Source organism: Ruegeria sp. S263 (assembly GCF_056780525.1).
Window position 1 is genome coordinate 491,158 of sequence record NZ_CM165558.1, and the last position, 23,999, is coordinate 515,156.

Annotated in this window: 20 protein-coding genes; 12 read left to right on the forward strand and 8 right to left on the reverse strand. The window is 58.0% G+C overall.

The features are described 5' to 3' along the window. Window position 1: 1 nt before the first annotated feature. The 3 genes from glpK to panB all read right to left on the reverse strand — a co-directional run bounded on the left by glpK (window position 2) and on the right by panB (window position 3,225). Window positions 2–1,480, reverse strand: a complete 1,479-nt coding sequence (glpK, locus tag ACT2B1_RS02375) for a glycerol kinase GlpK (protein ID WP_171123062.1) — start codon at window positions 1,478–1,480, stop codon at window positions 2–4. 66 nt (window positions 1,481–1,546) lie between these two features. Then, window positions 1,547–2,389, reverse strand: a complete 843-nt coding sequence (panC, locus tag ACT2B1_RS02380; RefSeq protein ID WP_481668498.1) for a pantoate--beta-alanine ligase — start codon at window positions 2,387–2,389, stop codon at window positions 1,547–1,549. Then, window positions 2,386–3,225, reverse strand: coding sequence for a 3-methyl-2-oxobutanoate hydroxymethyltransferase (gene panB, locus ACT2B1_RS02385; protein WP_481668499.1), 840 nt, complete (start codon window positions 3,223–3,225; stop codon window positions 2,386–2,388). Before panB ends, panC begins: the two co-directional genes overlap by 4 nt. 170 nt (window positions 3,226–3,395) lie before the next feature. Between panB and ACT2B1_RS02390 the strand changes: the two genes are divergently transcribed. Genes ACT2B1_RS02390 through ACT2B1_RS02415 form a run of 6 tightly spaced genes read left to right on the forward strand, consistent with a single transcriptional unit; the run spans window position 3,396 to window position 10,888 of the window. Next, entirely contained in the window at window positions 3,396–4,883 is a 1,488-nt protein-coding gene (locus tag ACT2B1_RS02390; RefSeq protein WP_481668500.1) for an ABC transporter substrate-binding protein, read from the forward strand. A gap of 48 nt (window positions 4,884–4,931) precedes the next feature. Further along, window positions 4,932–6,008, forward strand: a complete 1,077-nt coding sequence (locus tag ACT2B1_RS02395; protein WP_481668501.1) for a ligand-gated ion channel — start codon at window positions 4,932–4,934, stop codon at window positions 6,006–6,008. Window positions 6,009–6,048: 40 nt separating this feature from the next. Further along, the gene (locus tag ACT2B1_RS02400; protein ID WP_171211637.1) at window positions 6,049–6,996 is read left to right on the forward strand and encodes an ABC transporter permease; all 948 of its coding nucleotides are present in this window, start codon (window positions 6,049–6,051) and stop codon (window positions 6,994–6,996) included. Continuing rightward, on the forward strand, window positions 6,993–7,808 hold the full coding sequence (locus ACT2B1_RS02405) for an ABC transporter permease (protein ID WP_481668502.1): 816 nt from the start codon (window positions 6,993–6,995) through the stop codon (window positions 7,806–7,808). The genes ACT2B1_RS02400 and ACT2B1_RS02405 overlap by 4 nt, the downstream gene beginning before the upstream one ends. Further along, entirely contained in the window at window positions 7,805–9,403 is a 1,599-nt protein-coding gene (locus tag ACT2B1_RS02410; protein WP_481668503.1) for an ABC transporter ATP-binding protein, read from the forward strand. Before ACT2B1_RS02405 ends, ACT2B1_RS02410 begins: the two co-directional genes overlap by 4 nt. A 33-nt stretch (window positions 9,404–9,436) precedes the next feature. Further along, window positions 9,437–10,888 carry an aldehyde dehydrogenase family protein gene (locus tag ACT2B1_RS02415; RefSeq protein ID WP_171240315.1) on the forward strand — a complete coding sequence of 484 codons (1,452 nt, stop codon included), beginning with the start codon at window positions 9,437–9,439 and terminating at the stop codon, window positions 10,886–10,888. 3 nt (window positions 10,889–10,891) lie between these two features. Here the strand turns inward: ACT2B1_RS02415 and pncB are convergent, their stop codons facing one another. Then, window positions 10,892–12,184, reverse strand: coding sequence for a nicotinate phosphoribosyltransferase (gene pncB, locus ACT2B1_RS02420; RefSeq protein WP_171211640.1), 1,293 nt, complete (start codon window positions 12,182–12,184; stop codon window positions 10,892–10,894). Window positions 12,185–12,348: 164 nt separating this feature from the next. Here pncB and ACT2B1_RS02425 point away from each other — a divergent pair, with 164 nt between their 5' ends. Beyond that, a complete protein-coding gene (locus tag ACT2B1_RS02425; protein ID WP_481668504.1) occupies window positions 12,349–12,882 on the forward strand; it encodes a hypothetical protein in 534 nt (177 codons plus the stop codon). On the opposite strand, the gene pncA is transcribed toward ACT2B1_RS02425, so the two are convergent. Next, window positions 12,879–13,472 carry a bifunctional nicotinamidase/pyrazinamidase gene (pncA, locus tag ACT2B1_RS02430; RefSeq protein ID WP_171240317.1) on the reverse strand — a complete coding sequence of 198 codons (594 nt, stop codon included), beginning with the start codon at window positions 13,470–13,472 and terminating at the stop codon, window positions 12,879–12,881. The two genes, ACT2B1_RS02425 and pncA, sit on opposite strands and share 4 nt — an antisense overlap. A 97-nt stretch (window positions 13,473–13,569) precedes the next feature. Between pncA and trhO the strand changes: the two genes are divergently transcribed. Together trhO and ACT2B1_RS02440 are read left to right on the forward strand one after the other, a co-directional pair. Continuing rightward, window positions 13,570–14,475 (forward strand): oxygen-dependent tRNA uridine(34) hydroxylase TrhO, encoded by a 906-nt coding sequence (gene trhO / locus ACT2B1_RS02435; RefSeq protein WP_171123047.1) that lies wholly within the window; start codon window positions 13,570–13,572, stop codon window positions 14,473–14,475. Window positions 14,476–14,550: 75 nt separating this feature from the next. Further along, window positions 14,551–15,054 (forward strand): potassium channel family protein, encoded by a 504-nt coding sequence (locus tag ACT2B1_RS02440; RefSeq protein ID WP_171123045.1) that lies wholly within the window; start codon window positions 14,551–14,553, stop codon window positions 15,052–15,054. A gap of 4 nt (window positions 15,055–15,058) precedes the next feature. On the opposite strand, the gene ACT2B1_RS02445 is transcribed toward ACT2B1_RS02440, so the two are convergent. Beyond that, window positions 15,059–15,388, reverse strand: a complete 330-nt coding sequence (locus tag ACT2B1_RS02445; RefSeq protein WP_481668505.1) for a hypothetical protein — start codon at window positions 15,386–15,388, stop codon at window positions 15,059–15,061. Window positions 15,389–15,549: 161 nt separating this feature from the next. Here ACT2B1_RS02445 and betB point away from each other — a divergent pair, with 161 nt between their 5' ends. The 3 genes from betB (at window position 15,550) to ACT2B1_RS02460 (ending at window position 20,939) form a co-directional block, all read left to right on the forward strand. Next, window positions 15,550–17,004: a betaine-aldehyde dehydrogenase gene (gene betB / locus ACT2B1_RS02450; RefSeq protein WP_481668506.1), complete on the forward strand. Its 1,455-nt coding sequence runs from the start codon at window positions 15,550–15,552 to the stop codon at window positions 17,002–17,004. A 141-nt stretch (window positions 17,005–17,145) separates the two neighbouring features. Then, window positions 17,146–19,590 (forward strand): GcvT family protein, encoded by a 2,445-nt coding sequence (locus ACT2B1_RS02455; protein ID WP_481668507.1) that lies wholly within the window; start codon window positions 17,146–17,148, stop codon window positions 19,588–19,590. Next, window positions 19,587–20,939 (forward strand): MmgE/PrpD family protein, encoded by a 1,353-nt coding sequence (locus ACT2B1_RS02460; RefSeq protein WP_171240321.1) that lies wholly within the window; start codon window positions 19,587–19,589, stop codon window positions 20,937–20,939. Before ACT2B1_RS02455 ends, ACT2B1_RS02460 begins: the two co-directional genes overlap by 4 nt. Window positions 20,940–20,992: 53 nt before the next feature. Here ACT2B1_RS02460 and ACT2B1_RS02465 read toward each other — a convergent pair whose 3' ends face one another. Both ACT2B1_RS02465 and motA read right to left on the reverse strand, forming a co-directional pair. Beyond that, complete coding sequence (locus ACT2B1_RS02465; protein WP_481668508.1) at window positions 20,993–23,131, reverse strand: hypothetical protein; 2,139 nt, start codon at window positions 23,129–23,131, stop codon at window positions 20,993–20,995. Continuing rightward, entirely contained in the window at window positions 23,128–23,997 is an 870-nt protein-coding gene (motA, locus tag ACT2B1_RS02470) for a flagellar motor stator protein MotA (protein ID WP_481668509.1), read from the reverse strand. Before motA ends, ACT2B1_RS02465 begins: the two co-directional genes overlap by 4 nt. Between the last annotated feature and the right edge of the window lie 2 nt (window positions 23,998–23,999).

The window sequence follows — 23,999 nt, forward strand, 5'->3', positions numbered from 1 at the left end:
TTCAGAATGCCATCGCTGCTGACACTGCCCGTTGCCAGCGTGCGTAGGCGGCATCTCGGTCTTCTTCTGACAACTCGGGTTCGAATCTGCGGTCCAGCGCCCATGTTTCCGAGAATTCATGTTGCTTGGGGTAAAGCCCCGCGCGCATTCCAGCCAGCCAAGCTGCGCCTAGTGCCGTCGTTTCCTGCATGACGGGGCGGTCTACGGCAGCCCCCAAGTAATCCGCCAGACCCTGCATGGCCCAGTCCGATGCGCTGGCCCCGCCATCCACACGCAAGGTCACCTTGGTGTCTTGGCCCCAATCCCCCTGCATGGCATGCCAAAGGTCGCGCGTCTGGTAGGCGATGCTTTCCAGCGTCGCACGGGCAAATTCGGCGCGTCCTGAGTTGCGGGTCAGGCCAAAAACAGCACCCCGGCAATCCGGTTTCCAATAAGGCGCGCCCAGACCGGTGAAGGCAGGAACCAGAACGACGTTCTGGTTTGGGTCGGCCTGTTGCGCAAGCTCGCCGCTTTCGGCCGCAGACTCGATGATCTGCAGCGCATCGCGCAACCACTGCACAGCGGCCCCGGCGACAAATATTGACCCTTCCAAAGCGTAAGTGCGCTGACCATTGAGTTGGTAGGCGATAGTTGTCAGCAGGCGATTCTTGGATTCCACGGGCTTTGAGCCGGTATTCAAAAGCGCAAAGCACCCGGTGCCATAGGTGGATTTCATCATGCCCGGTTTGAAACACGCCTGCCCGATCGTCGCGGCCTGTTGATCGCCTGCGACGCCCAAAATCGGAATCTCGCCGCCCAACAGGGTTGTCGTTCCAAAGTCCGAGGCACAGTCGTGCACCTTGGGCAGCATATTCATCGGAACATCCAGAAGATCACAGATCTCGGCGCTCCATTCTCCGTTATGGATGTCGAACAGCAGGGTGCGGGCGGCGTTGGTGGCGTCGGTGGCATGGCTGCGTCCCTCGGTCAAGCGCCAGATCAGGAAACAGTCGATGGTGCCGAACATCAATTCTCCGGCCTCGGCCTTGTCCCGCGCGCCCGGTACGGTATCCAGCAGCCATTTCACCTTGGTACCCGAGAAATACGGGTCCAGCAGCAGCCCGGTCTGGGCGGTGACATCGTCTTCGCAACCCGCTTGTTTGTAACGGGCGCAGATTTCGGCGGTGCGGCGGTCCTGCCAGACGATGGCATTGTAGATCGGCTTGCCTGTGGCGCGATCCCAGACAACGGTTGTTTCGCGCTGATTGGTGATCCCGATCCCGGCGATCTGATCCGGCGTCGCACCGGCACTGTCCATCACTTCGCGGCAAACCCGAAGAACGCTGTCCCAGATTTCCTCAGGGTCATGCTCGACCCAGCCTTCCTGCGGAAAGTGCTGGGTGAACTCATGCTGTGCGGTATCCACGCGTTGCATATCCGCGTCAAACAAAATGGCCCGCGAAGATGTAGTGCCCTGATCAATGGCAAGAATAAAGGTCACGCCTGCGCCCCTCCCGTTTCGTTTTGCGGGACTTTAGCGCAAACAAGGACGCGGGTGCCAGTGCGTTCAGACCGGAATATTGTCGATCAACCGGACGCCATCCGCCCAGGCCGCCGCAAACAGGCGCGCAGGGCGTGATGCATGGGTCAACGGCTCAAGCGTATCGGCGCAGCGTAGCTGAATATACTCGACCTGCGTAAACCCTGCGGCCAGCAATTCCGTTTCAGCCCGCGCAGCCAAAGTGTCGAACTGCGCCCCATCGGCCAATTCCTTGGCAAGGTCGCGCATGATCCGGTGTTTGTTGGCGGCAATGTCCAACCCTTCCGGCGATAGGCGCAAATTGCGCGACGACATCGCCAGCCCCGAGGGTTCGCGAACCGTGGGGCAGCCGATCACCTCGACCGGAATGTCCAGATCAAGTGCCATGCGGCGCACGACCATCAGTTGTTGATAGTCCTTTTCCCCGAAATAGGCGCGATCCGTCTGCGTTTGCAGAAACAGCTTGGCAACCACAGTCGCCACGCCATCAAAATGGCCGGGGCGGAATTCGCCTTCCATCACATTGGTCAGGCCCGCGACGGAAACGGTGGTGGCGAACCCCTGCGGATAGATTTCTTCGGGGTCGGGCACATAGATCGCGTCGACGCCGTAAGGGACCAGTTTCTGCGCGTCCTCGTTTTCGGTGCGCGGATATTTGGCCAGATCCTCGGGGTTGTTGAATTGCTTGGGGTTTACGAAAATGGTCACGATCACCCGGTCCGAGCCCGCCTTGGCCGCTTCGACCAGCGATAGATGCCCCTGATGAAGCGCGCCCATCGTGGGTACGACGCCGATCTTTTCACCATTGTTATGCCACTGAGTCGTCAACGCGCGCAGATCCGTCAGGCGGCGCAGGATTGGTGCAGTCATTTAGCGGGTCCTTTGGCCGGAGCCTGATCAGAGAACACGTGTTCCTCGGCAGGAAAAGTCCGTGCGCGGACTTCGGCTGCGTATTCGGCGATCGCCGATTCCGCCAGCGGGCCAAGCTCGGCATAGCGTTTGACGAATTTCGGTTTGAAGGCGGTGAAAAAGCCGACCATGTCATCCACCACCAGAATCTGACCGTCGCACCCGGCAGAGGCACCGATGCCAATCGTGGGGATTGCGATGTCAGCCGTAATCCGATCGGCCAGCCGTTGCGGGACCTTCTCAAGCACAACGGAAAACGCGCCCGCTTCGGCAACGGCCTGGGCATCGGCCAGAACAGCCTCGGCCTGGTCGTCCCGGCCTTGTACCTTGTAGCCGCCCAGCGTGTTGATGGATTGCGGCGTCAGGCCGATATGCGCCATTACGGGGATGCCGCGTTTGACCAGAAAGCGGATGGTGTCGGCCATCTCGACTCCGCCCTCCAGCTTGACCGCGCCTGCGCCCGTTTCAGCCATTAGGCGGGCAGCGTTGCGGAAAGCCTCGTTTGGTGAATGCTCGTAACTGGCGAAAGGCATATCAATGACCATCATCGCATTGTTCAAACCGCGCGCGACGGCCTGACCATGCAGGATCATCATCTCCATCGTCACCCCAAGGGTCGATTCCAGACCATGCAGCACCATGCCGACGCTGTCGCCCACCAGAACAAAGTCGCAATGGTCATCCATCAGCCGTGCCATGGGCGTAGTATAGGCGGTCAGGCTGACCAGAGGTTCGCCCCCTTTACGGGCGCGGATATCCTCGGCATTCGGGGCCTTTTTGCGGGCGGTGGCGCTCATGATCGCTCCTCCGGGATTCATGTTGCAGCGCGGCATAGCAGATCGGACACGGGCTAAGAAACCCCGGTTGCGCCAACAATCCCTTGATTGACCTAAGGTTTAAAGTGACATTGGTCTTTGAAAGGCCCGGAAACCAAGGGGTCGCGGATATTCAGTGGGGAGTTATTTCTATGACAAAGCAGATGTTTCGGTCCTTTGCCTCGGCCCTTGCGGTGGGTGCCAGCCTGTTTGCAACGCAGGCTTTGGCCAAGTCCGACATAACCATCGCAATGCAACTGGAACCACCGCATTTGGACCCGACCAGCGCCGCGGCGCAGGCCATCGATTCGGTTGTGTACACGAATATCTTCGAAGGTCTGACGCGGTTCATGGGTGACGGGTCGGTCGTGCCCGGCCTGGCGGAAAGCTGGGAGATTTCCGAGGACGGCACGGTCTATACCTTCAAGCTGCACGACGGGGTTACGTTCCATGATGGCACAACGATGGATGCCGAAGACGTCAAGTTCAGCCTTGATCGCGCCACCGCCGAAGACAGTGCCAATGCGCAAAAAGCCCTGTTCGCCGGTATCGAAAGCGTCGAGGTCGTGGACCCCCTTACCGTCAAGGTCACACTCTCGGCCCCGAACGGGAATTTTCTGTTCAATTTAGCTTGGGGTGACGCGGTGATCGTGGCCCCCGAGAGTATCGAGAACATAAAGACCAACCCTGTCGGAACCGGCGCATTTACTTTTGGCGAATGGGTTCAGGGCGACAGCATCACGCTGAACCGAAACCCGGATTACTGGGGTGAGCAACCAGCGCTTGAGACCGCCGCGTTCAAGTTCATCTCGGATCCCACCGCCGCCTTTGCCGCGATGATGGCCGAGGATGTGGACGTATTCGACAACTTCCCCGCGCCTGAAAACCTGCCTCAGTTCGAGGCTGATCCGCGGTTTCAGGTGCTTGTCGGATCTACCGAAGGCGAAACCATCCTGTCGACCAACAACAAGCAGCCACCGTTTGATGATATCCGGGTGCGGCAGGCCGTGGCGCATGCCATTGACCGTCAGGCCATTATCGACGGGGCCATGTTCGGCTATGGCACACCGATTGGAACCCACTTTGCCCCGCACAACCCGGCCTATGTCGATCTGACCGGAAAATCGGCCTATGACCCCAAGAAAGCCGCCCAGTTGCTGGCCGATGCGGGGTATGAAAAAGGGTTCGAAACCACGCTGCACCTGCCGCCCCCATCATATGCCCGGCGCGGCGGCGAGATCGTCGCAGCACAATTGGCCGAGGTAGGAATTCAGGCCGAAATCAACAACGTAGAATGGGCGCAGTGGTTGGAATCCGTGTTCAAGGGCAAGGATTTTGGCCTGACGATTGTTAGCCATACGGAACCCATGGATATCGGGATCTATGCTCGTCCGGATTACTATTTCCAGTATGACAGCGTCGATTTTCAAACTTTGATGGATACGCTGAACGAAACCACAGACCCGGACGAGCGTAAAAAGCTGCTGGGAGAAGCCCAAAGGCTGATCTCGAACGACTATGTCAATGGATACCTGTTCCAGCTTGCCAAGTTGGGTGTTGCACGGGCGGGTGTGCAGGGCCTGTGGAAGAACGCGCCGACGGCCGCCATCGACCTGACGGAAATCAGTTGGTCTGAATAACTATTCAGGGGCCTCCATGAGTGGCCCCTGTTTTTCAGAAGAATCCTGATGACTATGATTGTGTATCGCGCCCTTTGTTTGCTTGTTTCCCTAACCTGCCTCGTGTTGGTCATGGGCGGGCAGGCGCAGGCACAAAACGCGCTTGGCGGGCGGCTGGATGCGCTGGCAGGCACGCCGGAAAACCCTTTGCAGGTTGGTATCGGCATCAGGATTGACCAGATTACCAGCGTCGACCAAAAGGCCGAGAATTACGGCGCGGTCGTCGTGCTGCGGGTGGAATGGACCGATCCAGCGTTGGCCTTCGACCAACAGGCCCTGGGTCGGGATATTCGGGTTTTCAATCCACCTGCACTTGCCGACCACGCGGCAAGTATCGGGGCCGTGCTGCCCGCTTTCGTCATTCACAACCAGCAGTCAAACAAGTGGATACACGAGTCCGCCGCCTCGCTGCGGTATGATGGTCGTGTGGTCTATGTCGAGAAATCCAATCTGACGTTGCAGGCCCCGCATTTCGATTTTCGCAAATACCCGTTCGACACGCAGGATTTCTTCTTTGAAGTTGTCTCAATCTTTCCATCGGAATACGTGTCCTACTTTCCTCTTGAGGATCACTCGGGCCTGGGCGACATGCTGGGAGAGGAAGAGTGGGTTCTTGGAAACGCCCGTGTCGAAGCATCGACGGTTCCGGGCCTGTCGGGGCAGGACAGTGATCAGATCGCGCTGGTCTTTGAAGGCAGTCGTCACCTGACCTACTATGTGATCCGTGTTTTCCTGCCGATGCTGGTGCTGATCACCGTCGGCTGGGCGCTGTTCTTTCTGGACGAATACCGCAGGCGGATTGAAATCGCCGGAGGTAACCTTTTGGTGTTTGTGGCCTTCAACTGGGCAATCTCGGCTGATCTGCCCAAGCTGGGTTACCTGACGTTTCTGGATTTTGTTCTGCAGTGCATGTTTCTGATGACCGGGGCTTTGATTGTGTTCAACGTGGCCCTGCGCAAGCTCAAAGTGTCGGGCCGAGAAGAGGCTGCGCGCAAGCTGGACAACTATGCGATCAAGTGGATCTATCCTTTGGGCTATGCCGCTATCGTGGGTTACGCGGTTTTTGCCTATCTTCTGATCCCTTAGGTGCTGGACCCGGACGATATGTGATCCTAACGTGGCACCAATGCTCCGTTATGCACTTAAACGTCTGATATCTCTGATGATCAGCCTGGCCGTGGCCTCGGCGGTTATTTTTGCCGTGATCGAGGTTGCGCCCGGCGACCCTGCATCCTTTATGCTGGGCGTCAACGCGCAAGAGGACACGTTGGCCGCGCTGCGTGCAGAGCTTGGATTGGATGGCTCGAAGATTCAGCGTTACTTTAACTGGGTTAGCGGGATGCTGATGGGGGATTTCGGAACCTCCTACACATATCGAACGCCAGTTTCGCAGATGATCGCCGACCGGTTGTGGGTGTCGCTGCCATTGGCGTTATACGCGCTGACCCTGTCGACCCTGATCGCCTTTCCAGCTGGTATCTATGCCGCCGCGCGACGGGGTAAACCGGGGGATTTGACCGTGATGGGTGCCACGCAACTGGGCATCGCGGTTCCCAATTTCTGGTTTGCGATGATGCTGGTGCTGATCTTCGCCATCAACCTGCGCTGGTTCAATGCCGGAGGGTTCGCAGGGTGGGACACCGGGTTTTGGACCGGCCTGCATTCCCTGACCCTGCCCGCCATCGCGCTGGCCTTGCCGCAAGCGGCGATTCTGGCGCGGGTGATGCGGTCATCCCTGCTGGATATTCTGGGCGAAGACTTCATGCGCACCGCCCGTGCAAAGGGGTTAACGCGCAGGCAAGCCTTGTGGAGGCACGGCGTGCGCAATGCATTGATCCCGGTGCTGACCATTATCGGGCTGCAATTCTCGTTCCTGCTGGCCGGTTCGATCATTATCGAGCAGGTGTTCTACCTTCCGGGCCTCGGGCGGTTGGTGTTTCAGGCGATCTCGGCCCGGGATTTGATCGTTGTGGAATCGGTGGTCATGCTGCTGGTGTTTGCCGTCATCACCGTTAATTTTCTGGTCGACCTGGCCTATGCCGCCGTCGATCCCCGCCTGAGGAGCCGGACATGAGCCGCAACCTGATCCTAGGTGCGGCTTTGTCGTCGCTGGTTGTTCTGGCGGCCTTGGTCTCTTTTGTCTGGACGCCTTACGACTATGCCGCGCTGAGTATCCCGGACAAGCTGCAACCACCAAATGCGCAGCACTGGTTCGGAACGGATCATTTTGGCCGCGACATGTTTTCCATGATCATGGTCGGTGCGCGAACGTCCATTGCGGTGGCCTTGGTCGCAGTGGGTATCGGCATGGCGCTAGGTGTGCCGCTGGGATTGGCGGCAGCAGCGCGCAATGGATCGTGGCTGGATGAGCTAATCATGCGCGGCAATGATCTAGTATTTGCGTTTCCTTCACTGGTCATCGCGATCCTGATCACTGCCGCGTTCGGGGCGGGGGCGGTCAACGCAATCATCGCGATCGGCATATTCAACATTCCCGTCTTCGCCCGTATCACCCGCGGCGCGGCGCTGTCCCTGTGGGAGCGTGAGTTCATCCTTGCCGCCCGTGTGTCTGGCAAAGGTGCCGCCCGGATATCAGCCGAACATATTCTGCCCAACGTCGCCAATTTGCTGATCGTGCAGGGGACCATTCAGTTCTCGCTGGGCATACTGGCCGAGGCGGGCCTGTCCTATGTCGGTCTGGGGGCGCAACCGCCAACGCCCAGTTGGGGCCGGATGCTGGCCGACGCACAGACAATGGTCAGTTTTGCCCCGCATTTGGCTCTGATTCCGGGGCTTGCGATTATCGTCACTGTGCTGGGTCTGAACCTTTTAGGGGACGGTCTGCGTGATTGGCTGGATCCCCGAATAAGGGTGGCGCGCGCATGAGCTTGCTGGATATTGAAAACCTGTATCTGACTATCCACGGCGTGCCGATCCTGAAACAGGTCAGCCTGTCCATCGCCCCGGGTGAGATTGTGGCCGTGACGGGCGAAAGCGGGTCGGGCAAGTCGATGACTGCCTTGGCCGTGATGCAGTTGCTGCCGAACGGGGGACAGGCAACAGGTGCAATCCGGCTGGAAGGCCATGACCTTTTGACCCGCCCCGAGGCTGAAATGTGTGCCCTGCGCGGCGCTGCGATCGGAATGGTGTTTCAAGAGCCGATGACCGCGCTGAATCCGGTCAAGACCATCGGGGATCAGGTGATGGAGACAATCCTGATCCACAAGGCGATGCCCCGCCCAAAGGCCCGTGAACGCGCCGAAGAGGTTCTGACCCGGGTGGGTCTGCCACCTGACCGTTTCCCGCTGACCCGCTATCCGCACGAGTTGTCGGGCGGTCAGCGCCAGCGTGTCGTGATTGCCATGGCCATCGCGCTGCGCTCGAAGCTGTTGATCGCGGACGAACCCACGACGGCGCTGGATGTCACCACGCAGGCGCAGATCCTCCATCTGCTCAGGGGGTTGGTCAGCGAATATGGCATGGGTTTGCTGATGATCACGCATGATTTGGCGGTCGTGGCCGATCTGGCCGACAAGATCGTCGTTATGCGTCACGGCGAAGTTGTTGAGGAAGGGGCCACGGAAAACCTGTTGCGCGACATGCAGCACCCCTACACACGTATGCTGTTCGAGGCGTCTGGTCACAAGGTTTCCCTACCCGACACGATAAGCCCGCGCCCGCTGCTTGAGGTTACGCAGGTTGTCCGCGATTATCGCCTTCCCCGGAAAGGCTTGTTTGATACACCCGGTCATCACCGTGCCGTCGATCAGGTAAGCTTCACTCTCAATCGTGGGGAGCGTTTGGGACTGGTCGGCGAATCTGGATGTGGCAAATCGACCCTAACACGAGCGATTTTGGGTTTAGAGGAGATTCAGTTCGGGGAAATCCGACTGGACGGGGAGCCCGTTTTTGCGGGCCACAAGCCAAACCCAGCCGTGCGGCGAAAGATGCAGGTGGTGTTCCAAGATCCCTATGGCAGTTTCAACCCCCGCCACCGGGTCGCGCGGTTGATCACAGAACCGTTTCACGTATTGGAAAATCCGCCCAAAGGGGCCGCGCGTCAGGACTTGATCGACGAAATGCTTAGTGCCGTGGGCCTCAGTCCCAGAGATGCCGACAAGTACATTCACGAATTCTCGGGCGGTCAGCGGCAGCGCATTGCTATTGCTCGCGCCTTGATTATCCGGCCCGAGCTGATCCTGTTCGACGAGGCTGTTTCAGCGCTTGACGTATCCGTACGCGCGCAAATCCTCGACCTTCTGGCTGAGCTCTGCGCGGCATATGACCTGACGTATCTGTTCATAAGTCACGATCTTAGTGTCGTCAGAACAATCACTGACCGCGTGATGGTGATGCAGGCCGGTAGAATTGTTGAGCAGGGCGAGACCGAGCAGGTCTTTTCCGACCCCCAGCATCCCTATACCCGAACCCTGATCGACGCCGCGCCTGTTCTGCCAGATATCGGCAGTCAGGTGGCTTGATTCCAAATGTTAGAGCCGAAATAGGAGATCGAAATGCCCAATCCTCTCTGGTTCAACCCAACCCATTGTCTGATCGGAGGCGCATGGGTCGATCCCACCTCGGGGTCGACCTTACCTTTGGTCAACCCTTCTGACGGGGCTGAGATTTGCCGTATCGCCCGCGGCGAGGCTGCAGATATCGACGCAGCGGTCCAAGCCGCGCAATCGGCCCTGGACGGTGACTGGGGCCGTAAAACCGCGCTGGAGCGGGGCCGCATCCTGACGCGATTGGGTCAGTTGGTATTGGAACGGGTCGATGATCTGGCAGCTTTAGAGGCGATGGATGTCGGCAAGCCCCTGACACAGGCCCGCGCTGACGCTGTGGCGCTGGCGCGGTATTGCGAGTTCTATGGCGGTGCCGCCGACAAGGTCATGGGCGACACGATCCCTTATCTGGAAGGCTACACCGTCTACACCTTGCGAGAGCCGCATGGGGTGACCGGCCATATCGTGCCGTGGAATTACCCCATGCAGATCATTGGCCGTTCGGTCGGGGCGGCGCTGGCGATGGGCAATGCCTGCGTCCTGAAACCTGCCGAAGAAGCCTGTCTGACGGCACTTGCCTTCGCACATCTGGCGCAAGAGGCTGGGTTGCCAGCAGGTGCATTGAATGTGGTGCCCGGTTTGGGTGCCGAGGCTGGTGCTGCATTGTCCGGTCATCCAGGCGTGCACCATATCTCGTTCACCGGGTCGGTGGCCACAGGTGCGCTGGTGCAACAGGCGGCAGGCCGCAATGTGGTGCCGGTGACTCTGGAATTGGGCGGGAAGTCCCCGCAACTGGTGTTTGACGATGCCGATCTGGACGCCGCCCTGCCGTTTCTGGTGAACGCAGGAATTCAGAACGCGGGTCAGACATGTTCAGCCTCATCCCGCATATTGGTGCAGCGTGGAGTGTATGAGCAGGTCAAATCCCGTATGGCCGACGCCTATGCCGATCTGACCGTTGGACCAGCGAATGAGGATTTGCGGCTCGGTCCCCTGATTTCTGCCCGTCAAAAGGACATCGTCGAAGGGTTTTTGTCCAAGGGGGTGGACCTGAAAGTCGCTGCGCAGGGTCGCATCGTTGAGCACGCGCCAACCGATGGGGCCTATGTCCGTCCAACGCTGTTTTCTGACGTGCCGCCCGATCACGCGTTGGCCCGTGACGAAATATTCGGCCCTGTGCAAGTCTTGATCCCCTTTGATTCCGAGGAAGACGCCGTGCAGATTGCCAACGGAACCGACTATGGTCTGGTGGCCAGCATTTGGACCCGCGATGGTGCTCGCCAGATGCGATTGGCGAAACGTCTGCGCTCGGGTCAGGTTTTCGTCAACAATTATGGCGCCGGTGGCGGCGTGGAACTACCCTTTGGCGGGGTGGGGAAATCCGGGCATGGCCGCGAAAAGGGATTCGAGGCGCTGTTTGGGTTCTCACAACTCAAAACGGTGGCAAGTTTCCATGGTTAGAGCCTAAACAATCACCTCGATCGACTCTTGCGCGCCCACTCCGAACACGCGCTTGTAGCGCTCGATTTCGTCCGCCGGGCCCATTGCCTTTTCCGGGTTGTCCGACAGTTTGACCGTTGGGCGGCCATTGGCCGAGACTGCTTTGCACACCAAGGAAAACGGGGCCAGCGCGTCATCGGGCACCAGCCCGCGAAAATCATTGGTCAAAAGCGTGCCCCAGCCAAACGACACTTTGGTGCGCCCTGCAAACTGGCTGTGCAGCTCGCGGATTTTGTCTACGTCCAACCCGTCAGAAAAGATCACCCGCTTTTCCATTGGATCCTCGCCGCGCGATTTCCACCATTGGATTGCTATTTCCGCGCCAGTGGCCGGATCGCCGCTGTCTACGCGGATACCGGTCCATCCGGCCAGCCAATCAGGTGCGCGATCCAGAAACCCCTGCGTGCCATAGGTGTCAGGCAGGATGATGCGAAGATTTCCGTCATGCTCGTCATGCCAGTCGCTGAGAACATCATAAGGCGCCTGCGCCAGTGCCTCATCGGTGTCAGCCAGCGCCGAATAGACCATAGGCAGTTCGTGCGCGTTGGTGCCGATGGCTTCAACCTCGCGCCGCATGGCGATCAGGCAGTTCGACGTACCCGTGAACGCAGGCCCCAGCCCTTCGATCATGGCTTGGACGCACCAATCCTGCCACAGGAAGGAATGCCTGCGACGCGTTCCGAAATCGGCAATGCCCAACCCCTCAATCCCGCGTAGCTGTTCGATTTTCTCCCAAACGCGGGTCATCGCACGGGCATAGAGCACCTGAAGCTCGAACCGGCGCATGTCATTCAGCACGGCGCGGGACCGCAGCTCCATCAAAACGGCCAAGGCGGGGATTTCCCACAACATGACCTCGTGCCATTTGCCTTCGAATGTCAGTTCGTACTGATCGCCCTTGCGTTCCAGGTGATAGGGCGGCAAGCGCAGATTCTCGAACCACTCCATGAAATCCGAGCGGAACATCTGCCGTTTGCCGTAGAACATATTGCCCCGCAACCACGTGCTTTCTCCCCGGCTGAGGCTTAGTGAGCGGATGTGATCCAACTGTTCCCGCAGCTCGCCTTCGTCGATAAGCTGGGCCAGGGGGATGTGATTCGACCGATTGATCAGCGAAAACACCACATCCGTTTGGGGCTTATTTCGAAACACTGACTGGCACATCAGCAGTTTGTAGAAATCTGTGTCGATTAAAGACCGGACAATTGGGTCAATCTGCCATTTATGATTGTACACGCGCGCCGCAATATCGACCATGAGGAACTCCTGCGATTTCCGTTGTTAGATCAATCGGTGCGTTGAATGGCAAGAGTCGCTCGTTCGGGGACAATGACAATGTCAGGTCACAAAGCGAGCATATTGTGAGTTCTTTTCGCTTGTTAGTGAAAAGTATGGAAGGGAAGACGAGGTTTAAATAGTGAATGGTTCTCGAGTACGATTTTGACATCGTTGTAGTCGACCCGGGGGATGGTGGTCTGGAAGCGGGCGCGGATGGGTATTCGCAAAAGCCGGTATTGCGCGCGATGTTCCGCGACGTGAAGACGGCGGACGCCTTGCGTGCGACCTCGCCGAAGATTCGCAAAATCTTCCAGGATGCAGGCTTTGGTCTGGACGCCACCGGCAGCGAGTTGCTGCACGGCCTTTACCGTCCGCGTGACGAGGCCGAGCGTGAGCGGATTCTACGCGCCTTGTTTGCCAATATTCGTGATCGTGGGGTTCAGGGCGAATATTGCGGTGAATTTGACTTTTGGAAGTTCCTGCGTGACGTCAAAACTGCCCGCCCGCGGAACGGGCAGCGCAGAAAGGTGGCCGATTGGACACCCAATCCGCGTTACAAATCGCCTGCAACACCCCAACGTCGGACCGTACCGGCACGGGTCGGTGTCGCATTGGGCCTGGCCGTGGTCATATTTGTCATACTCAAATACCTGGCGGATTCAGGGTCGACTCCCTAGGTCAACGTCACACCTGCATTGCGCATTGCCGATTGGGCCGCCGCCAACGAGCCGTCCAGATCAATGGCGCGGCACATATCCATGCGCACTGTCACGTCAAACCCAAGCCGCGCTGCATCCACTGCCGAGAAGTGAACGCAAAAATCCGTGGCCAGCCCAACCATGGTCAGTTTCCTGAGGCCGCGTGTATTCAGATATCCTTCAAGGCCCGTGGGTGTGGTTTGGTCATTCTCAAAAAAGGCGGAGTAACTGTCGATGTCGCTGCGAAATCCCTTACGGATGATCAGGTCGCCGTCGCTGCGCAGGTCGGGATGAAACGCTGCGCCCTTGGTCCCCTGCACACAGTGATCCGGCCACAATACCTGCGGGCCATCGGGCATCTCAGTCATATCAAAAGGATTTTTGCCTGAATGAGAGCTGGCGAAAGACGAATGCCCTGCCGGATGCCAGTCCTGCGTCAGGATGACCGCGTCGAAAGCGTTCATCATGGCGTTGATGGGGGCAACGATCTTATCCCCTTCGGGCACGGCCAGCGCGCCGCCGGGGCAAAAGTCGTTCTGGACGTCGATTACGATCAGGGCGTGGGTCATCGGGGCCTCCTTGCGTTGTCTTATCGGTAGGCGGCAAGCAGGGGGGGCGTCAATCCGGTCCCTTGCGACTCTTTGAATGCAGGTTTAGACCGCGCGCATGTATACCATCGCTGCCCTCTATCACTTCACCCGATTCCCGGATCACGCTGCCCTGCGTGCTCCTCTGCTAGAGCTATGCCGCGCGCAAGCGGTCAAAGGCACGTTGCTGCTTGCGCAAGAAGGGATCAACGGAACCATTGCAGGCCCCCGTGCCGGGATCGACGCGGTGCTGGCCCATATCAAGGCATTGCCGGGATGCGTGGACCTTGAATGGAAAGAGGCCACCGCCGATCATCCACCTTTTGGCAAGATGAAGGTGCGCCTGAAGAAAGAGATCGTGACCATGGGCCAGCCGGATGTCGATCCGCGCGCCCGAGTTGGCAACTATGTTGAGCCCGAAGATTGGAATGACCTGATCCGCTCGGACGATGTTGTGGTGATCGACACGCGTAATGATTACGAGGTTGCGATTGGCACGTTTGAAGGCGCAATAGACCCTGAAACAGCCAGTTTCCGCGAATTCCCGGCGTGGTGGGAGGAGAACAAGGATCGTTTCCACAACAAGCGCGTTGCCATGTTCTGCACCGGCGGGATCCGTTGTGAGAAATCGACCAACTTCCTGTTGGGGCAGGGGGTTGAGGATGTCTATCACCTGAAAGGCGGCATTCTGCGTTACCTTGAGGAAATGCCCGCCGAAGACAGCACATGGCAGGGCGAGTGTTTCGTGTTCGACAATCGTGTGTCTGTTGGGCACGGGCTGGTCGAAGGCCCCCACAATCTGTGTCACGGCTGCCGACGTCCGATCCTGCCCGAAGATATGAAACGCCCTGAATACGAGCATGGCGTGTCCTGCCACCGGTGCATCAACGAAACGTCCGAGGCGGACAAAATGCGTTTTCGCGAGCGGCAGAAACAGATCGGACTGGCGCGTCAACGCGGGCACGAGCATCTGGGCACGACCTAAACCTCTGATTTTTCAGGTTGCGGGTATGCGCCTCTGACCCGATGATTAACCGTGTCCCATACTGACGGAGGTTTCATGCACCGCGACCCGATTACTCTGGAAGAGTGGAAGTCGACCTTGGTTGCTGCCCTTGGGTTGGTGGTCGCCAGCTTCATCGCATGGTACGGGCTGTCGCGACTAAGTGAAACCACGGCGGGCGACAAGATCGGCACAGCAACAACCGTTCTGTTGACGATCTGGCTTGTTTCGCAGACCTGGTATTACATGACCCAGGTCAAATCTCCCCGGCGGCAACTGCTGCTGATGGGGATTTCCTTCATTCAGGTCGTCCCCTTTCTTTTTGCGGCTGTCTATGGGTCGTTCGGTTATTACGACCTGTGTGTCGTAGGCGCGCGCGGCCCAACTGATGTTTTGTATTTCTCTTACGTGACTTTCACCACAGTTGGGTTTGGGGATTTACACCCCGCCGGAATGTGTCGCGGTTTGGCCGTGGCCGAAGCTATCACCGGCTATATCTTGTTGGGCCTGTTTGTGGCCGCAGCGGTAGGGATTTACGCCCGCTCACACAGCGAAAACTGATCCGCTATTTGTTGTGGTCGATCCACAGCGACATCGCATGTTTGTCCCGAAAACACTCCTGCGGGATTTGTCTGCGTTTGCTGCGGGCAATCCGCTCGGCATAGGCCACCTGCTTGCCGGTCGGATAATTGGCAAAGGGTGATGGATCATGCGGTTTGTGCGCTGAAATCCACTGCGACATGGCCCGACGATCCCGTTGTGCTTCGACAGGGATTTCCAAAGCTGACTGATGAGCGATCGCGCGCGCATAGCGCATTTGCCGATCAGTGACGGGCAGCAAGTGATAGTCGTTTGATGGGCCGTTCAGAGCAGAATTTTGCGTGGCGTAAGACATCGGAATGTTCCTCTGACTATGTGGAACATAAATGGAACATTAACTTTTCTATTCAAGAGGGCGGTGATTCACATCAGCGAGAGTTTGCCGTGTTTACGTTTATTGACTGGTCAGTCAATAAAAGCTAGAGCCGAAGAAAGACTTCTGAAAAGGACCCGGTCATGAAATTCCAGCCCAAGGCGAGCCATTTTATCAACGGCGAATACGTCGAAGACACCAATGGCGCCCCCATCGACGTTATCTTTCCCGCAACCGGAGAGATTATCGCCCGGCTGCATTCCGCCACGGCAGAAGTTGTTGAACAGGCTCTAAACAGTGCGAAAATGGCTCAAAATGAATGGGCTGCGCTGTCGGGAACCGAGCGTGGCCGGGTTCTGCGTCGTGCCGCTGACATCATGCGTGAACGCAATCGCGAGCTGTCTATTCTGGAAACCCACGATACCGGCAAACCACTGCAGGAAACGCTGGTCGCCGACGCCACCAGCGGGGCTGACGCGTTGGAATATTTCGGTGGGTTGGCGGCCTCGCTGACCGGTGAACATATCCCGCTGGGCGGCGGAGATTTTGTCTATACCATCCGCGAGGCGCTGGGCGTCTGCGTCGGCATCGGCGCGTGGAACTATCCGACACAGATCGCGTGCTGGAAGGGCGCGCCCGCGCTGGCTTGTGGCAACGCCATGGTGTTCAAACCGTCGGAAACCACGCCCCTGTCCGCGCTGAAAGTGGCCGAGATTCTAATCGAAGCCGGGGCCCCCAAAGGCATCTACAACGTCGTGCAGGGTTACGGTGATGTGGGTGCGTCGCTGGTAACAGACCCGCGCGTGGCCAAAGTGTCGCTGACCGGATCGGTGCCCACGGGCCGCAAGGTCTATGCCGCCGCCGCCGCCGACATGAAACACGTGACGATGGAGCTGGGCGGCAAATCCCCGATGATCGTGTTTGACGATGCGGATATCGAAAACGCTGTTTCGGGCGCGATTCTGGGCAATTTCTACTCCTCGGGTCAGGTCTGTTCCAACGGCACCCGCGTCTTTGTGCAGAAAGGCATCAAGGATCAATTCCTTGCCCGCCTGTCCGAACGTCTGGCTGCAGCGAAAATAGGCGACCCGCTGGATGAAAGCGTCAATTTCGGCCCCATGGTCAGCGAAAACCAGATGAACATCGCGCTGGGCTATGTCGAAAAAGGCAAAGCCGAAGGTGCTCGTCTGGTCTATGGCGGCGACCGGATCGAGGGCGGCGGGTTCTATATGCAGCCCACCGTTTTTGCCGATGTCACCGACGACATGACTATCGCCCGCGAGGAAATCTTTGGCCCGGTCATGTCGGTTCTGGACTTCGACACCGAGGCCGAGGTTCTGGCCCGCGCCAATGATAACGAGTTCGGTCTGGCCGCAGGTGTGTTCACCAACGACCTGACCCGCGCGCACCGTATCGTGGCCGGGTTCGAGGCGGGTACCTGCTATATCAACACCTACAACTTGGCCCCGGTCGAGGCCCCGTTTGGCGGCTCAAAGATGTCGGGTGTGGGGCGCGAGAACTCGAAACTGGCGATCAACCACTTCAGTGAGATGAAGACCGTCTATGTTTCGATGAACGACGTCGAGGCGCCGTATTAACTCAACTCTGGTTGAGAATTATTCGAGGTAGAACTTACCTGTTCCCGACATTCTGCGTCGGGAACAGAACATAAGGCCCCCGGAACCTGTGGCTGACTTTCTGGTAAGAGTTTATTCGCGCGCCAGCAGGAGGTCACGCCGATGAAAACCCACGCACAAGCCGTTGTGATCGGAGGGGGGCTGGTCGGCTGCTCGATCCTGTATCATCTGGCCAAGCTCGGCTGGACCGATGTTGTCCTGCTGGAACGCGATGAACTGACCAGCGGGTCCACATGGCACGCGGCGGCCAATATCCACGGGCTGCACGATAACAACAACATCACCCGCATCCAGCATTATACGATGAACCTGTATAAAGAGCTGGAGAAGGAAACCGGGCAGGGCTGTGGAGTTTTCCAGTCCGGTTCGCTTTATCTGGCGCAGACCGAGGACCGCGAACACCAGTTGCGTCTGCAAGAGGCTAAGGCAAAATTCTATGGCCTGAATTTCCACGAGATTAGCCGCGAACAAGCGATGGAATTGCACCCGCTGGCACAGTTCGATGACATTCGTTGCATCATGTTCGAACCGGATGGCGGCAATGTCGATCCTTCGGGCGTGACCCACGCCTATGCTGCTGGCGCCCGCGCGATGGGCGCCTCGATTGAGCGGTTTTGCCCTGTACTAGGCACTGAACAGCAATCCGACGGCTCGTGGATCGTGCGCACGAAAAAGGGGGACATCCACACGCAGTGGGTGGTCAATGCAGGCGGTCTATGGGGGCGGGAAGTTGCGGCGCTGGCCGGGATCGAATTGCCTTTGCAACCCACCGAACATCAGTATTTCGTCACCGAAGCGATTGATGAGGTCGCCGCCTTGGGCCGCCGCCTGCCATCCATCGCCGACCGGGACGGTGAGTACTATTTCCGGCAGGAGGGCAACGGGCTGCTGATCGGTGCCTACGAAAAAGACATGAAGTTTTGGGCCGAAAACGGCACGCCGCTGGACTTTGCCCACGATCTGTTCCCCGACGATCTGGACCGGATCATGGAAAACGTCATTCGTGCCACCGAACGTGTGCCAGTCGCCGCGACCGCGGGTGTGAAACGGGTGATCAACGGCCCTATGATCTGGTCGCCCGATTCCAACGCGATCTGGGGGCCGGTGCCCGAGTTGCAGAACTATTTCTGCTGCACCGGGATCATTCCCGGATTTTCGCAATCGGGCGGTCTTGGCCTGCTGTCAGCACAGTGGATGATCGAGGGCGAGCCGCAATATGACATGTTTGCGTGGGATTTGGCGCGCTTTGGCGACTGGGCCGACAAGAAATTCACCAAGGCGCGTGTCCAAGACGCTTATACGCACCGTTTCGCCATCCACTTCCCGAATGAAGAACGCAGCGCGGGACGTCCCGCTCGTCTGCGCCCGGCCTATCAGATGCAAAAAGACTTGGGCTGTGTCTTTGGTCTGAACTGCGGTTGGGAACACCCGCTCTGGTTTGCCGAGCAACCCGGAGTGACTGACACAAACGGCTTTACACGCCAGAACTGGTGGGAACCTGTGGGCCGCGAGGCGCAGATGTTGCGTGAACATGTGGGTGTGATCGACATCTCGAACTTCGCCAACTACATCGTCAAGGGCCCCGGCGCGTATGATTGGTTGGATCGTCTGGTCGCCAACCGTGTGCCGACTCAGATTGGGCGGTCCTGTCTGACCCCCATGATCTCGGTGCGCGGCGGAGTTGCGGGTGATTTCACCATCACCAAGACTGCCGAGGACGAGTACATGATGATCGGCTCGGGCATGGCAGAACGCTATCACCAGCGGTTCTTCAACATGGTCGATCTGCCCGAAGGTACAACGCTCGAAGTCGCCACGAACCGTATTGCGGGCTTTAACGTGGCAGGGCCAAAGTCGCGTGACCTGTTGCAGCGCCTCACGAATGCGGACCTGTCAAACGAAGGGTTCAGCTTTATGCGGTCCCGCCGGATCGAGGTTGCGGGTGTGTCCTGTCTTGCCATCCGCGTCAGCTTTACCGGTGACCTGGGGTGGGAGCTTCATTGCGCCGAAGAAGATCAAATCAGGCTCTATACTGCACTTTTGGAGGCCGCGAATGACTTGGGCGGCGGCCCGGTTGGCGGCCGCGCGTTGGGGTCATTGCGGATTGAAAAGGGATACGGTTCCTGGGGGCGGGAGTATTCTCAGGAATATTGGCCGCAAGAAGTTGGGCTAGCCGGGCTGATCAAGCTGGACAAGGTTTTCTTGCACAAGGACGCGTATCTGGCCGTCAAAGACAATACCCCACGCGAGGTTCTGTCGATGTTTGAAGTGGAGGCAACCAATGCCGATGCATCTGGTGGCGAGCCGATTTTCACCCCGGAGGGAACGCCGATTGGGCGGGTGACCTCTGGCGCATTCGGTTACAGCGTAGGGAAGTCTCTGGCGATCGGCTATGCCAACCCCAAGGTTGCCCAGCCCGGAGATACGGTGAGTATTTTCATCCTGGGCAGACCGCACAAGGCCACGCTTTTGGCTGAGCCGCCATTTGATCCGTCAGGTCTGCGGCTTCGGGACATAAGGCAACCTGTGGCGGACCCGGTAAAATGACGGGGACGTTCGACCAAGTCGCGGATTTTGCACTGCGCCGGACAGCGGACCAATTGCCGCAAAGCGCGATGGACGCTGCCGCCCTGATGATGCTGGACACTATGGGTATCCTGATCGCCTCTGGTCCGATGGAGGCGGGGGTGATCGCCCGTGAAACAGCGTCAGTGCTGTATGCCAGCACGCAGGAAGATTTTAGCGCGCGTATGATGTTCGATGGGCGTCGGGTCAGCATGGCAGGGGCTGCCTATGCCATGGCAACCCAAACCGACAATCTGGACGGGCATGACGGGTACAACCCGACCAAGGGGCATATCGGCGTTGTCGTCTTGCCCACGCTAGTCGCCCTCGCCGAGCATTGCCCCGACCTGACCGGACCCGACGCGCTGGCTGCCGTGATCACCGGGTATGAGGTTGCGGGGCGCGCCGGGTTATCGCTGCACGCCTCGGTCGACGATTATCATACATCGGGTGCGTGGAACGCGCTGGGTGTGGCGGCAATGGCCGCGCGCTTGCGAGAGCATACATCGGAACAATTGCGACAGGCGATGGGGATCGCCGAGTATCACGGCCCGCGCAGTCAAATGATGCGGGAAATTGCGAATCCAACGATGCTGCACGACGGCTCTGGCTGGGGGACTCTGGTTGGGCTGTCCGCCGCTGTTCTAGCCGAAAAGGGATTTACCGGCGCCCCGGCCATCACGATTGAAGCCCAATCTGCGGCATCTCATTGGGCTGATCTGGGTCAGTTCTGGCAGGTTGAACACCAATATGTAAAACCTTATCCGATCTGCCGCTGGGCGCACGCGGCGATTGATGCGGTTCGCGCGGTCATGGAGTCGAATGATCTGACGCACGACCAAATTCTGTCCATCCAGATCAACAGTTTTGATGAGGCTGTGTGCCTGTTTGGGGGAATGCCCAAAACGACGTCACAGGCGCAGTATTCCCTGCCCTTTGCCGTGGCGGTTCAGGCGATTTACGGACGGATTGGGGTCGAGCATATTTCTGGGGCTGGCCTGGCCGACCCGTCTGTTGCCGAGTTCATGGCGCGCATTCATACCTCTCGGTCCAAGCGCCACGCTGAGCGATTTCCGAAAGGCAGATGGGCGGATGTAAGCATCCAGACCACAGATGGACGAGTGTTGGATTCGGGCGATGTTCATGCCCGCGGCGGTCCCGAAGTACCCTTTGAACGCGAAGACGTAATCGCCAAATACACAGAATTTGCCGCGCCTGTGGTGGGTGAGCGAAGGGCGAATGCCATCCGAACTGCCATTTTGGGATGGTGCGAACCGACAAGCCGCTATTCTGATTTGGCACAATTAATCTTTCACCCCGTTACTCGATAATCGATCGAAAAAGGCTCTAACAAAACAAATTTTTCCATTCCTCCAGTTTTCATTCAGCCAATTTTCGACAGGAGCGCAGCAATCTCCCGTCGGGTATTGGCACTGTGCTGCAATAGCTCTCTGGCATCGGCCAAAGGCCTGTCCGGGCTGCGGGTCAAAGGTTGCGAAAGGAACTGAGTGGATTGGCTGGCTTGGCTAAACCGATCGTCATGTTCAGTTTTTACTTCATCATTAAGATTGGCCAACCAGAATAATCTGTTAGCCGCTTCATGCTGACCCGAGGCCCTTAACACGTTGGCCGCGGCGGCGAAGTCGCCCGTTGCCTGCAACGCCTGTGCCCTAAGATCAACAGCATCCGTAGACGGGGTTGTAGCCAGTTCAAGCAGCGCCTGATGCGGTCGGTTACTCTGCAAGGCAGATTGGGCCCGAACACGCGCGCGATCCGATTTTTGCGTCTTGTCTTGAATACGACTTACCATGGAATGGGCCGGACCCGCAAAACCAAGCGATGCCAACCGGGTTGCTACCGCGACGGCGGTTTCTGTCGACAGAGCGTAGGTGTTTCTTTTCGACATGATCAGCGTGCGGCGCAAAAAAGTCGTGTCATCTGCACGTTCCACCAGCATTTGCGTGACCCGGTTTAATGCGACCTCATACTCCGCGTCCTTAGGGATTTCCCCCAGAAGGTTCAGCGCCTGATCAAATTCATGATTCAGGCTTAGGGCAACTGCATGGGTGCGCTGGGTCATGGGCTGAAACTCTGAACCTCGGAATTCAACAGCGTAAGAGGCAGCCAATTCGACTTCTTTCGCAGAAACAGAGCCTCTGTCGAACCACCGTTTCTCGACAAGTCGTGCAAGGGCCAGCGGAGCCTCTACCGTTGTGTCCGAAGATGAGATGACGTCCGCCAGGTGTGTTTCGGCGCGTTGTCCATCGCCCTCCGCCGTTGCGACGGTCGCCTTGGCCTGCGACGCTCTTGCCGTGGAATAATCCGAAACCCGGTCAATTGCCCGCAATACGCGCCGGGCGGCCTCTAGTTCCTTACCTTCAGTCAAAATCTCGGCCAAGGCCGGACCTACCTGACGCCGTAGATGTTTCGGCAGGCGCTGGAAGGTCTGTTCCACTGTCTTCAACCGAACATCACCCGATAGGTTCCCTTCGGTCAGCACCCCCCACAATGCCGCGTCGCTGTCACACCCTTGCTGGCCTTTGAACGGATTTGACCCGGAAACTTGACCGTCGTCCATATACTGCGCGATCGCGTTGATGCGTTCTGATTCACGCGAATTCGGGTCCAACAAGCCCAATGCCTGAATCGCTTCTGCGCCAAACCCATGGGACGCGTATAGCTTTGCCAATTCCAATACCTTCGTTTCATCGAGGGTATCGAATTCCTGATACATTGCTGACCGGAGCGCTGACACCAGTTCTGGAAACGGCTTCGTTCCGCCCCATGTCCCAAAGCTTAGGTCTGCGCTGGACAGGCACTGAGGCTGGCGTTCATTCGGGATAATGCCTGCATCCAGAAATTCATCCAATTCATCCAAAGCCGAAGTCACGGTGATATTTGCGCCCGGATCCATCGGCGCAAGCACAGGTTCTTGCGCGATGGACGCTCTGGGCCCAACCGGAGCAATCCTGAGGTCGACGAGTTCGCGGTCGGCACCCTGTAGAAGCCGGGTCGATAACTGGCTTTCAAGCTGTTGCGCATTCAAGCTCAATAGTGGCAGCGACAACGCCTCCGGCAGTTGTGTTTGCTTCAACGGGTTTTGCGCCGGGGTCGTTTTGGGCAGCAGCGGGGGTGGAATATCGCCGCTGATTTCCGGGAGCAGTGCCGCCGGAGTAATATCCACCACGATCATCGTCTTGTTGTGCAAAAACGAGGACGCGACACAGTCGCAACCGAATTGCATTTCCAGTGCTCCTCCCGGAGTGCTCTGTGAAATCGCCGCCAGACGATCTTGCGTCAACCGGCGAGAGACCGAGCGGGTATCGAATTTCACGCCATCCAACGCGACGCTCAGGCGCGCGCCGTTTTTGGTCTGTGCAAGGGTCCAGCCCGTGTTCGCGGGCACCTGCACAACCAGCCGTGTGTAACCTTCGTGTTCACCTGACCGAACCGGAACATCCTGCGCGACTGCCGCCCGAGCCAATCCCATTAGAACCGCTGCGAGTATTCCTGCCCTGATCATGCCGCGGCCTGCTTGAGCTCTTTCAACGCATCTTCCAGCTCGGAGAAGCCCGGTCGGTTATGGGTGGGCGTGTTCTGACGTCCGACTTCGATACACATTGCAGGATTGTGGTTGTGTAAATTGGCGACCAGAACCTCCCTGATCAGTTGGTAGAAATGGTTGTCTTCCTCAACGACGGCTTTCAGCTTGCCGGCGGAGGGTCCGACCAGACCGTAAGCCAGGAAAACTCCCAAAAACGTCCCGACCAGGGCGCCGCCAATCAGTTTCCCCAGAACTTCGGGTGGCTGGTCGATGGAGCCCATTGTCTTGATCACACCCAAAACAGCGGCGACAATCCCCAGAGCGGGCAGGCCATCAGCAACCGTTTGAAGGGCGTGGCTGGAATGCATGGCATGATGAAAATTCGCCTCCATCCGCTTTTCCAGCACTTCTTCCACTTGATGCGGATCGTCATAGTTCATCGACGCAGAGCGCATCGTGTCGCAAATCAGATCAACGGCCTCCTTGTCTGACTGAATTTTTGGGTAGGCCAAAAACAAAGATGAATTTTGGGGATCTTCTATGTGCTGTTCCACCTCGACCGGATTGGCCTTTGCTATTCGGATCAGGGAAAACAACAGGCACAAGAGATCGCGATAGTCTTCCGGCTTCCATTTCGGGCCCCTGAACACTTTGCCGATGTCCTTGGCGGTGTGTTTCACAGCGCTCAGGTCGTTGCTGATCAGAAAAGCACCGACAGCCGCCCCCCCGATCATCATCATTTCAAACGGTAGCGATTTCAAAATAATTGCCATCTTGCCACCAGCAGCCAGATAGCCACCAAATACCATGACGAAAATGACGACAATTCCGATTAGTCCGATCATGT